Annotated in this window: 12 protein-coding genes; 8 read left to right on the top strand and 4 right to left on the bottom strand. The window is 39.3% G+C overall.

The annotated features are described in order from the left end of the window. Window positions 1-77: 77 nt before the first annotated feature. Window positions 78-1,856: a glycerophosphoryl diester phosphodiesterase membrane domain-containing protein gene (locus JZO76_RS04170; RefSeq protein ID WP_206902925.1), complete on the bottom strand. Its 1,779-nt coding sequence runs from the start codon at window positions 1,854-1,856 to the stop codon at window positions 78-80. Window positions 1,857-2,054: 198 nt separating this feature from the next. Beyond that, window positions 2,055-2,384 (bottom strand): heavy metal-binding domain-containing protein, encoded by a 330-nt coding sequence (locus tag JZO76_RS04165; RefSeq protein WP_206902924.1) that lies wholly within the window; start codon window positions 2,382-2,384, stop codon window positions 2,055-2,057. A gap of 465 nt (window positions 2,385-2,849) precedes the next feature. On the opposite strand from JZO76_RS04165, the gene mnmE reads away from it, so the two are divergent. From mnmE to JZO76_RS04130, 7 genes are all read left to right on the top strand, one after another. Then, window positions 2,850-4,247 (top strand): tRNA uridine-5-carboxymethylaminomethyl(34) synthesis GTPase MnmE, encoded by a 1,398-nt coding sequence (gene mnmE / locus JZO76_RS04160; protein WP_206902923.1) that lies wholly within the window; start codon window positions 2,850-2,852, stop codon window positions 4,245-4,247. 199 nt (window positions 4,248-4,446) lie between these two features. Then, window positions 4,447-6,339, top strand: coding sequence for a tRNA uridine-5-carboxymethylaminomethyl(34) synthesis enzyme MnmG (gene mnmG / locus JZO76_RS04155; protein ID WP_206902922.1), 1,893 nt, complete (start codon window positions 4,447-4,449; stop codon window positions 6,337-6,339). Window positions 6,340-6,568: 229 nt separating this feature from the next. After that, window positions 6,569-9,151 carry a hypothetical protein gene (locus JZO76_RS04150; protein ID WP_206902921.1) on the top strand — a complete coding sequence of 861 codons (2,583 nt, stop codon included), beginning with the start codon at window positions 6,569-6,571 and terminating at the stop codon, window positions 9,149-9,151. Window positions 9,152-9,161: 10 nt separating this feature from the next. Next, entirely contained in the window at window positions 9,162-9,440 is a 279-nt protein-coding gene (locus JZO76_RS14235; protein ID WP_206902920.1) for an LPXTG cell wall anchor domain-containing protein, read from the top strand. Further along, window positions 9,433-10,008: a WxL domain-containing protein gene (locus JZO76_RS04140; RefSeq protein WP_206902919.1), complete on the top strand. Its 576-nt coding sequence runs from the start codon at window positions 9,433-9,435 to the stop codon at window positions 10,006-10,008. The genes JZO76_RS14235 and JZO76_RS04140 overlap by 8 nt, the downstream gene beginning before the upstream one ends. Before the next feature lie 17 nt (window positions 10,009-10,025). Then, the gene (locus tag JZO76_RS04135; protein WP_206902918.1) at window positions 10,026-10,658 is read left to right on the top strand and encodes a hypothetical protein; all 633 of its coding nucleotides are present in this window, start codon (window positions 10,026-10,028) and stop codon (window positions 10,656-10,658) included. A 14-nt stretch (window positions 10,659-10,672) separates the two neighbouring features. Then, the gene (locus JZO76_RS04130; RefSeq protein WP_206902917.1) at window positions 10,673-11,692 is read left to right on the top strand and encodes a DUF916 and DUF3324 domain-containing protein; all 1,020 of its coding nucleotides are present in this window, start codon (window positions 10,673-10,675) and stop codon (window positions 11,690-11,692) included. A gap of 153 nt (window positions 11,693-11,845) precedes the next feature. Here the strand turns inward: JZO76_RS04130 and JZO76_RS04125 are convergent, their stop codons facing one another. Together JZO76_RS04125 and JZO76_RS04120 are read right to left on the bottom strand one after the other, a co-directional pair. Beyond that, a complete protein-coding gene (locus JZO76_RS04125; protein ID WP_206902916.1) occupies window positions 11,846-13,039 on the bottom strand; it encodes an amidohydrolase family protein in 1,194 nt (397 codons plus the stop codon). 204 nt (window positions 13,040-13,243) lie between these two features. Beyond that, window positions 13,244-14,158, bottom strand: coding sequence for a hypothetical protein (locus JZO76_RS04120; RefSeq protein WP_206902915.1), 915 nt, complete (start codon window positions 14,156-14,158; stop codon window positions 13,244-13,246). Between the two features lie 174 nt (window positions 14,159-14,332). Between JZO76_RS04120 and JZO76_RS04115 the strand changes: the two genes are divergently transcribed. After that, window positions 14,333-14,548, top strand: a complete 216-nt coding sequence (locus JZO76_RS04115) for a hypothetical protein (protein WP_206903061.1) — start codon at window positions 14,333-14,335, stop codon at window positions 14,546-14,548. Window positions 14,549-14,570 lie beyond the last annotated feature (22 nt).

Genomic DNA, 14,570 nt, shown 5'->3' with positions numbered 1-14,570 from the left:
TATTAGAAAATCCCAGACTATCGCTAGTTTTTGTCAGAATTGCGGCAATTTTTTGGCAGTAGAATTTGGCTTGTTTTTTAGTTTTCTTGATTGTTCCAACTTGCAAGCTGCGTGACATATAAAAGCAAGCGATCGGCATAAGATGGGCTGTCTTTAAAGGAACGGATTTCTGCATTTAGAGTGGAAAGATCATCTGTGATAATCCCGTCGACATCCATGAAAAAGAGGCTATCCATTTCAGTGCTGTTATTGACAGTCCAAATGTAAACTTGTTTTCTCAAAGCTTGGGCGTGCATGATGAAGTTGTTATCTAACGTTGTCTGCTCCATGGTATACGCATTGGCTTTGGTATTGGGATAGACAAAGTTATAAGGCAAAATAAAGCTAACAAATAGGTTGGGCGCTTGGGCTTTTAAGCCGGTAATGACGCGATAATCCAGTGAATGAATGCGATGCTGATTTTTTAAAATCGTTGCTTGGTATTTTTTTATAAAGTTTTTTAGCATTACTGGTGAGTCGTGGGGTGTTGTTTTAATTTCAATTAATAATTTTTGCTTGTGTTGATTGGCATAAGACAGGTAATCATCAAAGCTAGCAATTTTGGCTTTGTGGCCATTTTCCCGGACTGTTAGCGCTGTGAGCTGTGCCAAGGTCAATTCGTGGGGCGTTTTATTTACTCCGGCCAATGCAGATAAATTCTCATCGTGCATCACGACAAATTGTTGATCTGCGGTTTCGTGAATATCCATTTCGATATAGTCGGGTTTTTCTTTTAACGTGTCTGCCATCGCGGGAATGGTATTTTGAACGCCATTTGCGCCATTGACACCGCGGTGAGAAATCGTTAGCGGTAAAGTAGTCATAGCGCCGGTTAGAAAGAGGGCATTATAAATCATGACGGCAATGGTGATGAAAAATATGACGCCTCCAGCCAAAACACGCGTAGGAAAACGGTGCTTTTTGGTTGTTGTACCTAATTGTGGTAACAAAATTTTTGGGGGTAAAATCATTTGGAAAAAGACAACCATAGCCCACAATGTAATCAGCTGTGTGGCAATTTCCATGATGCCTAAATTCACAGTCGCACCTGCTAATGGCCAATAGCTCGGTAACTGATCTAGTCCCAATTGAAGTAGATACAAGCAGAAAATAACGACGATCGTTAAGATAGCTGTTAATAAGTTAAGCCAAAACAAACGGAAAAAGACTTTGATTAGATGCCCCTTGCTTTTTTGCCAACTATTGAAGAAGGCTTGGCGCGCCGGTTGTTTTTGCAAGATTAAATTAGGTAAAAAATACAGAGAACGCAACCCGAGATAGCCCATCGCCAAAAAGAACAAGAAAATTAAAACGGCAAAAAGCGGTTTGGCAATTAAAAAGGTTAAAACAAAATCGGGAATTTTAATTTTACTTAAAAGCACGCTTTGGAAAAAGAAATTTGCAAAGGGTAAAATTAGAAAGCCGTAAATCAAAAAATAAAAGAAGGTACTCTTAGGCAAGTGAAAAATTTCTTTCACCGAGTAACGAATGAGCGCCATTGGTTTTAAACTGCCTTCTTTTTGAATGAGGCTGATGCCGTAGAGCAAAAAAGAAAATTGCCAAAATAAGGCGATTAAAATTAAAAAGACGACAGCTAAAAGCCCCAAGGTGACAAAAGGATGGCTAATCAATATAGTGGGCAGATTGGTAATGGTTAGATAAGGAATGCGACCAACTTTTAACACGTATTCTGTTAGAAAACGGGCTAAAGGGATAACGAGCCACTCCAAAGCCAAACTCATTGTCAAAACTAATAAAACATAACTGCCCCAGTGGTGAAAAAACTCTTTGGTACTGGCACGAATGGATTGATTCATAATTGTTTTCCTTTCTGGATGAGAAGAAAAAAAGCCCTTAGTTAAAAAGTGGGCTGAATTTTACCACTTGTTTTTTTAACTGTCTAAAAATTCTTCTGCTTTATTAATGTAATGTATCTGAAAAAAAAGTCTGAACTAAACAAATTAAAGCTAATTTGTTGTAGCACAGACTTACAATAAGTTTTTAGCTGTTTGTACTTAGCCGCCAACGGTTGTTTCAATAAATTGGACGACGGTGCCGTAAGCGAAAATTTCCAAATACGTTTTGCCGTCAACTTGCACGTGATCGTGATCAAAATGGCAGTTGATGACAGCATTGGCGCCATAAGAAAAGGCCTTTTTCTTTAACATCAACATAATATCTTGCAGTGATTCGTTGGGGTCGACAGTTTCATCAAATAAATCTGTTTCAAATTTTTCGGCAACGAAAATTACGTCCCGCACAGCGTAGCTACGGTTGACGTTACCAGTGGAGATAATAACTTCGTGAATGCGCATGTCGTCTTCTTTTTGTTTGTCAAATGTCATATCGCTCACTCCTTGTAGGTTTGGTGCTGAAATGATTATTTTGTCAAAATTGCGAAATAATAATTCACCAGCAGAAACCAAATTTATTGTTGCAAACAGCCCCAAAAGAGCTGAAATTAACTGTAATTTAATTTTACCGTGATAAGAACCTTTAAGTAAAGCTAAAACCTCTCACAAATTCTGGCATGAAATCTTGCAAGACGGCTAATTTTATGCTAGTCTATGACCAGAATTTAAGGACTTGCAGTCAAAGTGCGCTGTCTTTTGTAAATTGTTGGAAGCTTCTCTAAGTAGAAGTTTTTTTCCTATTTGCAAAAGATGAAGCACTTTTTTTATTGCAATAAATCGTGGCAGAATCCTTTTAGACCGCGGATTATCGCAAATTTTTATTTTAAAATTTATTTTAACAAAAATAGTTTTAATCACTAACTGCAGGCGATACAGTTAAAAAAAGGAGTTTAACTAATGGCAAATATTACCCAAGAATTTGATACGATTGCCGCAATTTCCACGCCGCCTGGCGAAGGGGCGATCAGTATTGTCCGTTTAAGTGGGGATGATGCAGTGAAAATTGCAGATGAAGTCTATCGCAGCGGTAGCAAATGTCTGGCAGATGTTGCAAGCCATACCATTCACTACGGGCATATTTTTGATCCAGCGACAGCGCAGATGGTAGATGAAGTAATGGTTTCCGTGATGCGGGCCCCAAAAACATTTACCAGAGAAGATGTGATTGAAATTAATTGTCACGGCGGAATCGTCGTGGTGAATCAAATTTTGCAATTATTGCTGCGACAAGGCGCCCGGCTAGCAGAACCAGGCGAATTCACCAAGCGGGCCTTCTTAAATGGGCGGGTGGATTTATCCCAAGCAGAAGCCGTGATGGATTTAATTCGGGCGAAAACCGATAAGGCGATGAATTTGGCGCTGAATCAATTAGATGGAAATTTATCCAGCTTAATTCGTTCCCTACGCCAAGAAATTTTGGAAACATTGGCGCAAGTGGAGGTCAACATTGACTACCCAGAATACGACGATGTAGAGGAACTAACGACGCGCTTGTTGCTGGAAAAAGCCAATCAAGTGCAAGGGCAAATCGAACAATTACTTTTAACCGCCCAACAAGGGAAAATTTTGCGGGAAGGTCTAAGTACGGCGATTATCGGGCGACCAAATGTCGGCAAATCTAGTCTTTTGAATCATTTATTAGCCGAGGAAAAAGCAATTGTAACAGACGTTGCCGGCACAACGCGAGATGTCATTGAAGAATACGTGAATGTGCGAGGGGTGCCATTAAAATTAATCGATACCGCCGGAATTCGCGACACAGAAGATATTGTTGAAAAAATCGGCGTGCAACGCAGCCGCAAAGCGTTAGAAGAAGCAGACTTGATTTTACTGGTATTAAATCAAAGTGAAGCCTTAACCAAAGCCGACTTGGAATTATTGGAATTAACCCAAGATACCAAACGAATTATTTTGCTAAATAAAACTGACCTACCAGCTAAATTGGAACAAGAAAAATTACAGAAACTCGCAGATGATGCCCCAATTTTTGCTGTTTCTGTTTTGCAAAATGAAGGTCTGGATCAATTGGAACAGGCAATCGCAGAATTATTCTTCGCTGGGCAAACTGGTGAAAAAGATGCCTCGTACATTTCCAATACCCGTCACATCGCCTTGTTGGAAAAAGCCAATCAAGCGCTAGGAGATGTGGTAACAGGAATAGAAGCTGGTATGCCAGTCGATTTGGTTCAAATCGACATGACCCGCTGCTGGGATTTCTTAGGCGAAATCGTCGGCGATAGCGTACAAGACGAACTTATCACCCAACTATTCAGCCAATTCTGTCTAGGCAAATAAAAACGGTTAAAAATTTTAAAATAATAAAATTCAGCAGCTAAATTAAATCGCGCTGTAATAGACTTAACAGTTCGACAATATGCAAGTTCAACTTAATGTCTTCTATTTAGTTGAACTGTAGGCGTAGTGAAACGAAGACAGACTTATTACTCACTGTCAGCCCAGTCTATACAGCAGCTAAGAGGAGCGGATTTATTTCATGGAATATCAAGCGGAGAGTTATGATGTTATTGTTGTTGGCGCGGGTCATGCGGGTAGTGAAGCGGCGTTAGCCAATGCGCGTATGGGCAATAAGACGCTGCTTTTGACGATTAATTTGGATATGGTGGCCTTTATGCCATGTAATCCTTCAGTCGGTGGTCCAGCAAAAGGTGTTGTGGTGCGGGAAATTGACGCGCTGGGCGGCGAAATGGGCAAGAACATCGATAAAACATATATTCAAATGCGGATGCTAAATACAGGTAAAGGTCCGGCAGTACGTGCATTACGGGCACAAGCAGATAAACATGCTTATGCACAAGAAATGAAGCATACAATTGAGCAAGCAGAAAATTTAACCCTGCGTCAAGGAATGGCAGAAAAATTGATCGTTGAAGATGGTGTTTGTAAAGGCGTAATTACCAATACAGGTGCACGTTACAGCGCAAAAGCGGTTATTATTACAGCCGGTACAGCTTTAAGAGGTGAAATTATTATTGGGGAATTAAAATATTCTTCTGGTCCGAATAATTCACAACCATCAGTTGGACTTGCCAATAGCTTAAAAGAATTAGGTTTTGAAATTGCCCGATTTAAAACAGGGACACCACCACGGGTCAAATCTGGATCAATTGATTATACGCAAACAGAAATCCAACCTGGAGACAAAGAAGCCAATCACTTTAGTTATTCAACGCCGGATAGTGCCTATAAACAAGATCAAGAACCTTGTTGGTTGACTTACACAAGTCCTAAAACCCACGAAATTATTCGCGATAATTTACATCGCGCGCCAATGTTTACCGGGATTGTAGAAGGTGTGGGGGCGAGATATTGTCCGTCAATTGAAGATAAGATTGTGCGTTTTGCAGACAAAGAACGTCACCAACTTTTCTTGGAACCAGAAGGCTTAAATACAGAAGAAGTTTACGTGCAGGGCTTATCTACTTCAATGCCAGAAGATGTGCAAGTTTTAATGTTGCGTTCGATTGCGGGACTGCAAAATGTCGAAATGATGCGGACAGGTTATGCGATTGAATACGATGTGGTCGTGCCACATCAATTGCGTCCAACTTTGGAAACAAAATTAATTGAAAATCTTTATACGGCAGGACAAACCAATGGTACTTCTGGCTATGAAGAAGCTGCCGGCCAAGGCTTGATTGCCGGAATTAACGCAGGCTTAAAGGTTCAAGGTAAAGAACCATTGATTTTAAAACGCAGCGATGGTTATATCGGTGTGATGATTGACGACTTAGTTACAAAAGGCACCCAAGAACCCTACCGCTTATTAACCAGCCGCGCGGAATATCGTTTGATTTTGCGCCATGACAATGCCGATTTGCGTCTAACACAAATGGGTCATGAAATTGGGTTAGTAAAAGAAGCACAATACCAAGCTTACTTAGCCAAAAAAGAAGCGGTTGAAAATGAAATTGCCCGTTTAATGAAAATCCGGATTAAACCGACGGCTGAAGTTCAAGCCTTTTTAGAAACAAAGGGTGCAGCACAATTGAAAGATGGTGTTTTAGCCAATGAATTTTTACGCCGTCCGGAAATTAGCTACGCTGAATTATTACAATTTATCCCTGCTGACGAGAATCTTTCCCCAAAAGAGATCGAACAAGTTGAAATTCAAATCAAATACGAAGGCTATATCAAAAAAGCCTTAGAAAAAGTTGAAAAATTAAAACGGATGGAAGCCAAAAAAATTCCAACCAACATTGATTATGCGGTCATTAATGGTCTTGCGACAGAAGCGCGTCAAAAATTAACCAAGATTCAACCCGAAACCATTGCCCAAGCGAGCCGCATTAGTGGTGTTAATCCTGCTGACTTGAGTATTTTAATGGTTTACATTGAACAAGGTAGAATTGCTAAAGTTGCGAATTAGTTTGCTTATATAAATTTTAAAAATTTTTTAAACAGTCTGAAATTTTTTTCGGGCTGTTTTTTTTTGCCTAAATTTCGATTAGGACGCGTTTTGTTAAATTTGTTTTTTTATTATGAAATAAAATAACGAGCCATTTTAGTGCGATTGGAATAATTTTAATTTGAAAATGATGATAAAATAATGATATAGTTAAAAAGAAGTGATAATAAAATGAATTAAGGTGTAGAAAATGAAGAATTTAAAAAGACGAACGTTTCATTTTGGTATGATGATTTGTTTGTTATTATCCGTTGTCAGCGTAAATAAATCTGATTTTGCTCAAGCAGTATCAGCAAAACAAGACCGAAAAAAGACGGGAACGTTTGCGTCGACAAATTCTAATCAAGAATTCATTAACCAACAGGGAAATTCTAGAGACTCTCATGTTTTGAATGGGAATAATGAAGCGGGTTCTTTGTTGCAAAGTACAAAAACAAATGAACCAAAAATTAAAGAAGAAAATAATCAGGAGTCGATTTTGTCATATGCACCGCTTCAAGTGAAGGATGCTTTTTTGAATCGTCGGGGAATTGATCAGGGCACTGGCGTTGGTGTCGGCGCGCAGCAGGCTGCGATTCCTTTACAAGTAAAGCGATACTTGGACGAGGAAAAAGTAGAGGGGCGACGTGTTTTTAATGCTGCGGCTCTTGGTGGAAGTAAAGAAAATGAAAGGGAAATTGAAAGTGCGCTTGCCACACCTTTTGAAGCGGCGGATACAGTTAGTGACACGCTTAATTTAACGCGATTTCGTAAACAAACCTATTTCAATCACTATCGCGCAGGTATGGCACAATCCCAGAATACGGTGGATTTTAGTCAGGGAAATAGTGGCACAGTTTTTAATGCGTATCTGTATATGGCGGAATATACAGAAGGTTTGACCTTTTTTATGCGGCCACAACGTCAAATTTCCTCAGCTGATTATTACGATTATCAAGGCGCAGATTCGACAAAGTATGAAGTGCAAGGGTTAGGTGCCTATTATCATGGTTCAAAAGAAAATCCGGAACAAAAAAATCGCGTTACTGGTATTCAAGATGCTATGCTAGTTGCTTTTGATAACTGGTCCAATGATGGACACACGCACTTGGGATCGGATTCATCTTTAGCCAATAGTGAAACGAAGGGGAAATCCCATTTATCGGTTTATAACAGCAATAAACCCCATGTTTTTAAACCGGAATTAGCCAATGAAAACCGCAATGGTGCCGCCCAACGTTGGGCAGTTTATGCCGGAAATGGTTACTTTAATAAAAAATGGTTTAAATTCAGTTTAGCCAATATTAGAGCCCATTACGCTACGATTAATATTCAATTGATTACGGCGACGACAGAAGAAAATCTGGCTAGTTTTGATGTTGATTTACGCCATTATATTGATGGCTACAATGAACAGCAGCCGCCCCAATTAGTTTGGGGTTTTACTGCGACGATGGATACTTCACTACAAAATACTAACAAGCAGTTTTTAAACAAAAACATGATTTTCTTTTCCGATTTTAAAAATCCTGATCACACCATGACCGGAATTTTGCAGCAAGATGCATTTTTAAAAACGGATTTAACTACCTCGCTGGCAAACAAATTGGTAAAAAAAGAAGATGTTTTACAACAAGAGGTCACTTTCAAGCATACCAGCGGTAATCTGCCCTTTGAAATTCATCAAAATAACCAAGGGCAGCATGGCATTGCCATCACGTATCGCAATGGTAAAGAGGCAGAAGAAGTTGTAAATGATACAAAAATTACCTTTGAAAAAAATGGAGTGGAAATTGCCGGCACATACCAGAATGGCCAGTTTTATCCGCAACAAAAAATTGTTGTACAACCCAAAGAAAAACTGACATTACGTTATGACACAAAAATCAAGGCAGTACCTGAGGGAACTACGATCACTAAAATTCCGAAATTAAAAGGAAGCTATCAAGTAGAAGGCAACACGATGCAGGTACAGTTTACGACAGAAGCATTGCAATATACCGTGACAGAAGATACGCCACCGGTGATTGCTTGGGATGAAAAATTAAATCAGTTCACCAAAATTCGTCAGTTTGATTTTACTAGTCCCAACTTAAAGACCCCGCTGAATTTTTATTTAAAAGATGAAGTGAAAAAAAATGAGATGCTAAAAGTCCAGTTGGCTAAAAAAGAGGGGAAAGAAGAGTCGGTCATTTGGACCAAAATGATCGCCAACAACAGCGAAATAAAACAGCAGACCTTACTTGCCACAGAGCTTGTTGAACATGTGCAATCAGATAGTGAGTATAGTCTACAAGTTATTGAATGTGATGCCAGCGGTAAAACGCTCCCCCTTGTTTCCAACAAGATTTATTTGCAAACAAAATATACACCAGAGCTACGCTTTACTTATGTCAGTGATCAGCTTCATTGGCAGGTCCCGTTAAAAGCTCAGGCTGAAATTTTGCCGCACCAAAGTAAAGAAAATTTACGCATCGAAATTTTAGATACACGCCCGCAAAATAAAAGGAGCAATTGGTATCTTACTTTGCAGCTGTTGCCAGCAGAAGATTTTATTGGTCAGTACAGTTTCATTTGGAGAGACGACGATGAACAAGAACTAAATCGCCCTAATGCGCCGATTCAGATAAATGCGGCAAATTTTCAAAAGGAAGACAATTATTTGAGTCAACGGGAATATGCCAAAGAAGAAGGGCTACTGCTCAAAACCAATCCCCTTCAAATGCAAGTAAAACCAGAGCTTAATCAAATAAAAGTCCAGTGGCAGCTACATGATGTCCCGATAGTGGAGTAGGAGGAAAATGGTGAAAAGAATTTGCTTTTTAGTGCTAGTCTGCGGCCTATTTCCAGTGCGTGCTTTAGGGGCAGAAATAACCTATGATCAAGATCAAAAAACGATACCCTTGGAATTATATCAAGAAAAAACAAACGCAAATACAAATGATTTAACTTCAAAAAAAGACAATCCGCTAATTTTTATGCCAAAAACAGGAGAAGTTTTACAAATGGGGCTATCTTTTGTGGGGACGCTACTAGTTGGCGGCACAATTTTATTTTATCAAAGGAGGCGTAAAGATGCGTAAATGCTGGCTTTATTTAGTTGGCTTGCTCGTGTTTGGCAGCCTCTTTATCCGGCCGCCGACAGGATTGGCCGCAAGTAATTTGATTATTGAAGTAATGGAGCAAGACTTGCAATTACAAATGGTAAAGCCGCCAGATTTTGGCCGGCATAAAATACGCACGGAGCGCTTTACGATCACTTCCAAGACGGATTTAGTGATTCAAATTACAGATAGTCGTTACAGCAAACAAGCAGGTTGGCAGCTGCTTTATCAATTCCAACCTTTCAAAAAAGAAGCACAGTATCTAGCAAAAGACGTCTACTATCAGTTAGGGACAGGCAAATTACGAAAAAAAAATCAACAACAGTGGCAAGTTAGTTCACAGTTTCAAAGCCAACCCTTTAAAACAAAGCAGCAACAAGCAGGAAATACAATTGTGAAAAAGACTGGCGAAACAGATCAAGGAGCGATTTCTTATGAATATCGGGTCAAAAAAGAAGACATTCAGCTAACAATTTCTCCTGACGCTGCCGCCGGTTTATACAAGGCCACTCAAATTATTGTCTTACAAAATGTACCAACCATATAAAAAGGAGCGAAATAAAGATGAAAAAATTTTTAGCAGCAGGTTTAATGACAATGACACTATTAAGTTGTGGGAATTCGGCATTTGCCAAGGTGGAAAGCGATACAAAAGGTAGTACCGATTTGAATATTACCGTTTTAGCCAATGAAAATCCGGAATTGCAACAACTAAAATTAATCAATGTTCCCGACCGTTTTGAACAAACAACCACCCTTAATGCTACCGGGAATTACACAGTAGACTTTACCGATCAAAATATTAAAGATGACAGCGATAGCGAAATCAAGAAAGTTTTCAAAAATAATTACGTTGTTTTTAATGATACGCCAAGTGTTTCATGGAATTTAAAAGCTTCTTTAAACAAAGATAAAGTTGATGAAGCTGGTAAAACCAATATTGCGACTGGCAATAAAGCGGTGACGATTACCAAATTTACAGTCGAAGGCAAAAAGATTTATGGTGCCGGTGCGGATGGCGACATTATTTTTTCTAGTCAAGATGTGACAGAAAAAGCCGGTTTCCTAATGAAAAAATTTGAAAGCGGCGCAATGGAATTCAAAGATCATGATTTCCAATTAAAACAAGGGGATAAAATTGACGTAGAAAATTTGGTACTCTTCACGCTAACGGCTTTGCCGGAAGTTGCGGAGTAATTTAGGAGGCAATAATGAAAAAAAGTGGCTGGATTTTGGTATGTTTAACTTTTGTTTTCTTATTTTTAGGGCCAACAGCGCAGGCGAGTGGCAATGTAGAATTTAGCATTCGTGGTATCTTACCGGAAAATCAAATTGATAAAGAGCAAACTTATTTTGATTTGTTATTAAAGCCTGGTGCAAAACAAGAAATCAAAATCGCAATAAAAAACGATGCTGCTGTAGCTCAAAAATTTGTGGTAAATATTAATCAAGCCACCACCAATAGCAGTGGTCAAATTGATTACAGCAGTAAAAAGGCGCCATCTGCTGCAACGATATATTCAATTGAAGATGTCGTTCAAGCTCCCAAAACCGTAACCGTACCACCACAAAGTGAAATACAAGTGCCACTTTCTGTAACCATGCCAACAGAAAAATTCGCTGGTCGAATTATGGCGGGGATTCAAGTTTTAAAATTGATTGAAGAAGATGGGGCGTCTGTCACGAGCCAATTTGGCTATATTCTGGGGTTGCAGCTGCGCAATACCTTAACACAAGTGAAGCGAGAGCTGAAAATTACCAATCCTAAAGCCGCTATTTCCTTTGGCGAGACAGCTTTTAGTGTGAACGTGGAAAATATGACCTTGGACGCGATTGGCAAGATGACCTACACCGGTAAAATTACAAAAGCGGGTAAAAAAACAGCGCTGCAAAAAATAAACTGGGAAAATCGTTCCATGGCACCTAACTCGAATTTTGATTTGGTCTTTGCAATGAACGATCAAGAAATTAAACCAGGCGCCTATCAGCTTCACTTGCAAGTAACCGACGGCAAAGGCAATGTCTGGCAAGTAAACGAGTCTTTTACAGTGAGCAGTAAAAACGCCAAAGAAGTTAACAGTGCGATTATTCCGGTGGCAGCTAGTTCTCAGACACCGCCATGGCTGTATGGGCTAGTCGGTGCGTTGGCAGCGTTATTAGTTTTAGTAAGTGGTGTTTTACTAAAATCCCGCCGCCCGCAAGCTAAGGCCATCAAAGAATTAAATAGCTAAAAATATCTTTTAAAGTGGTAGCGGTGTTGACAAGTCAGCACCGCTACCATTTTTTAGAAAAAAAAGACCGGCAAAATGAAAGGCGGTAGCAAAAAAAGTTAGTTTTGTCGTCTAACTTTTTGCTACTTTCACCATTTCTGCCAGGTCTTTTTACTATTTTACTTGTTTTCCGTTGAAGTAACTGGCCGAAACCGGAATTTTACGGGCGACAAATTCTGCCGTAGAGTCAGCGTTTACTAAAGTGAAATTAGCTGCCATCCCCACTTTAAGCCAGCCATCTAAAGCCAGCGCTTTTTGGCCGGTTACAAGTTCCAAACTTTCGGTTAATTCTTCTTGTGATAGTTGGTCAAAAATTTCAGCATAGCGATTTAATTTATCCATCACATCACCATTGCCAAAAGGTGACCAGCAATCATAGATGTTATCGCAGCCAATAAAGGTTTTGACACCGGCAGCTTTTAGTTTGGTTAATGGTGGAATAACAAAATTTAAAGGAATGCTGGAAATAATCGTAATCCCATTTTCTGCTAAGGCACTAAAAAGTTCATCTTGTTCTGTACCAGCTAAGTCTCTTAAACCATAAGCGTGACTAATCGTTACTTTATTTTGCCAGTTTGCTTCTTTGGTCAGCTCCAACAATTTAGAAAAGAATGCCCGCGCATTATCACCGCGTTCGTGAATGTGTAAATCCATGGGCACATTAAATTGAGTGGCTAATTCAAAAGTTTGATTTAAAGAAAGAGCTAAGTTTTGGTCAAGGGAGACCGGATCGACCCCGCCAACTAAAGTAGCACCATTGCGCAGCGCTGTTTTCATCTCATCATAGGCATCAGATAAAAGCAGACCATGCTGCGGAAAAGCAACCAATTCATAATCCAATTTATCAGTATACGCACTTAAAACTTTTTGCGCAGATTCCAAGTAGCGTTGGCCAACCTTGGGATGAATGTCGATGTGGGAGCGAAAATGAGTTACACCATGAGCCAGCTCTAATTCAATTAAGTTTTTCATGCGCTCTTCAAAAGATAAAGGCGCACTTTCTAAATATTCAAATTCTTTGGTAAAACGCTGCACCAAGCTATCAGCTGGTTCAACGGGATACCAAGGAATCCCTAATTTACTTTTATCAAAATGCACATGCATTTCGCGTAACTGCGGTAGGACTAAAGCATTTTTACCATCAATTATGGCGCTTTTAGGATCAAAAGATTCCTCTGAATCACTAACAGCAGTAATCACACCATCTTCAAAAGTAATCGCTACTTTTTTGGTCTTGGTTCCATAAGTGAAACCAGCGTTTTTTAGATAATCTGTTTCAATTCTGACGTTCTGAAGTACAGTTTTCATAATACACCTCGCTTATTTTTCATAAGGGTACTCCAAAGACAAATAAAAAGCGAATTTTTGCTTTCAGGTGTTTTTTTACGCTGCAAAAAAGAGGTAAGCAAGCAAATGTTTCACATGAAACTTTTTTGTCACATTTTTTGTTACAATAAAAAGTTGATTTTACAGCAGTAGACATGAAAAAAAGCTTAAGGCGTAACAGTCAGGTTATGGCTTATTTTCATCTTCAGCGGCTGCTTGCAGCTTTTGCCTTAAAGTGGTCATTTTTTCGTTGGCTTCTTCAAATAAGGCGGGAATTTGCTTAAGTAATTGGCTAGTGACACCCAGTGCATCTTGCGTTGCATGAGGCGTTAAGACAGTGGTGCTGGCGGCAAAATTTTTGGACAGCTCACGAACGATCGCCTGTGTTTTAGCCAAGACTTCTGGCGGCAAAGCGCTGGCGGAATAAGAGGCAAACAGTGTGCTGGTAGCCGTAATCGTAGCGCTGTATTGTAGCACCCACGTGAATAAATACTGTAAATCAACTTCTGAAATCGTGTTATTGTAAATGGCAGTCAAAGTCGTTAAAATTGGTGCGGTAACAGAAGCTGGCACAAGTTTAGTTAAAGAAAGATTTTTAACCGCTAGTTGCGGATTTTGCGCTAAATCAAAACGGTAGCATAAATAAAGCAATTCTTGGATGCTGCTGGCAACAAAAGCCCCAGTTTTTTTATCCGCTTGATAAATTTTGGTTTCAGCGAATGTTTTTAATAAGTCGGTGCCACATTTTAAAGCAGAAGGTGCGACATACAGGCGAAAATAGGAGCTCTCACTGGTAAGAATACCGTCTAAAATTGATTTTTGTATTTTGGTACTAGTAAATTCGGCGTTAAAATCCGCTTCTTTTAGCTGATTTAATTTTTTTACGGCGTCTTTTTTTACCCGTGCCGTTAAGACGGCTTGTTTATTTTCCGCTTGAAAACCAACCTGGGCAAAATAATGCAGGGAAAAAAAGTTATTTTGGTAAAGGCATTCATTTAAATCAGCTAACAAAATCTCGTTGCCTGCATTTTGAATAAGCCAAGAGGTTAGCGTTTGTTTTAATAATTCTGCTTGCGTGGGTTCTTTTTTAAAAAAAGCCATGGGCTTACCTCCTTGTCTGATTTTTTATGATGCTTCTATTTTAGACGAAAAAGCTGTTAATTAACAAATGATTCACTAAGAGCATTTTGCAAGTGGTATAATGATTGCAATCACGTTGGGGTTTTAGGTTTGGCTGGTAACAGGAGGTGGGCAAATTCGTTGGCAGATTATCAAATGGAAAAAACGTTAGGCAAATGCTTTCGGACAACGAAAGAAAGTTTTACTGGCAGTGTCAGGATTTTTGGCAGCTGGTATGATTATAGAGTGGTTGCAGGTTTGCCGGCAGTTGGGGATATGTTAGAAGTTATCGACTACACCCCTAATGCACTATTGGTAAAAGTGAACAATACATTATACGAAAGTGATGTGAATTACATTGGCAATTTTTAGTATCTTTTTTGTTATCTTATTG

It is taken from the genome of Candidatus Enterococcus myersii (genome assembly GCF_017316025.1).
GTDB lineage: Bacteria > Bacillota > Bacilli > Lactobacillales > Enterococcaceae > Enterococcus_C > Enterococcus_C montenegrensis.
The sequence above is the reverse complement of the archived record's forward strand: the minus strand, read 5'-3'. Positions and strand labels throughout refer to the sequence as shown.

Coding starts and splice junctions, on each gene's coding strand:
- JZO76_RS04170 (WP_206902925.1), bottom strand. CDS start 1,856: ATGAATCAATCCATTCGTGCCAGTACCAAAGAGTTTTTTCACCACTGG.
- JZO76_RS04165 (WP_206902924.1), bottom strand. CDS start 2,384: ATGACATTTGACAAACAAAAAGAAGACGACATGCGCATTCACGAAGTT.
- mnmE (WP_206902923.1), top strand. CDS start 2,850: ATGGCAAATATTACCCAAGAATTTGATACGATTGCCGCAATTTCCACG.
- mnmG (WP_206902922.1), top strand. CDS start 4,447: ATGGAATATCAAGCGGAGAGTTATGATGTTATTGTTGTTGGCGCGGGT.
- JZO76_RS04150 (WP_206902921.1), top strand. CDS start 6,569: ATGAAGAATTTAAAAAGACGAACGTTTCATTTTGGTATGATGATTTGT.
- JZO76_RS04140 (WP_206902919.1), top strand. CDS start 9,433: ATGCGTAAATGCTGGCTTTATTTAGTTGGCTTGCTCGTGTTTGGCAGC.
- JZO76_RS04135 (WP_206902918.1), top strand. CDS start 10,026: ATGAAAAAATTTTTAGCAGCAGGTTTAATGACAATGACACTATTAAGT.
- JZO76_RS04130 (WP_206902917.1), top strand. CDS start 10,673: ATGAAAAAAAGTGGCTGGATTTTGGTATGTTTAACTTTTGTTTTCTTA.
- JZO76_RS04125 (WP_206902916.1), bottom strand. CDS start 13,039: ATGAAAACTGTACTTCAGAACGTCAGAATTGAAACAGATTATCTAAAA.
- JZO76_RS04120 (WP_206902915.1), bottom strand. CDS start 14,158: ATGGCTTTTTTTAAAAAAGAACCCACGCAAGCAGAATTATTAAAACAA.
- JZO76_RS04115 (WP_206903061.1), top strand. CDS start 14,333: ATGGAAAAAACGTTAGGCAAATGCTTTCGGACAACGAAAGAAAGTTTT.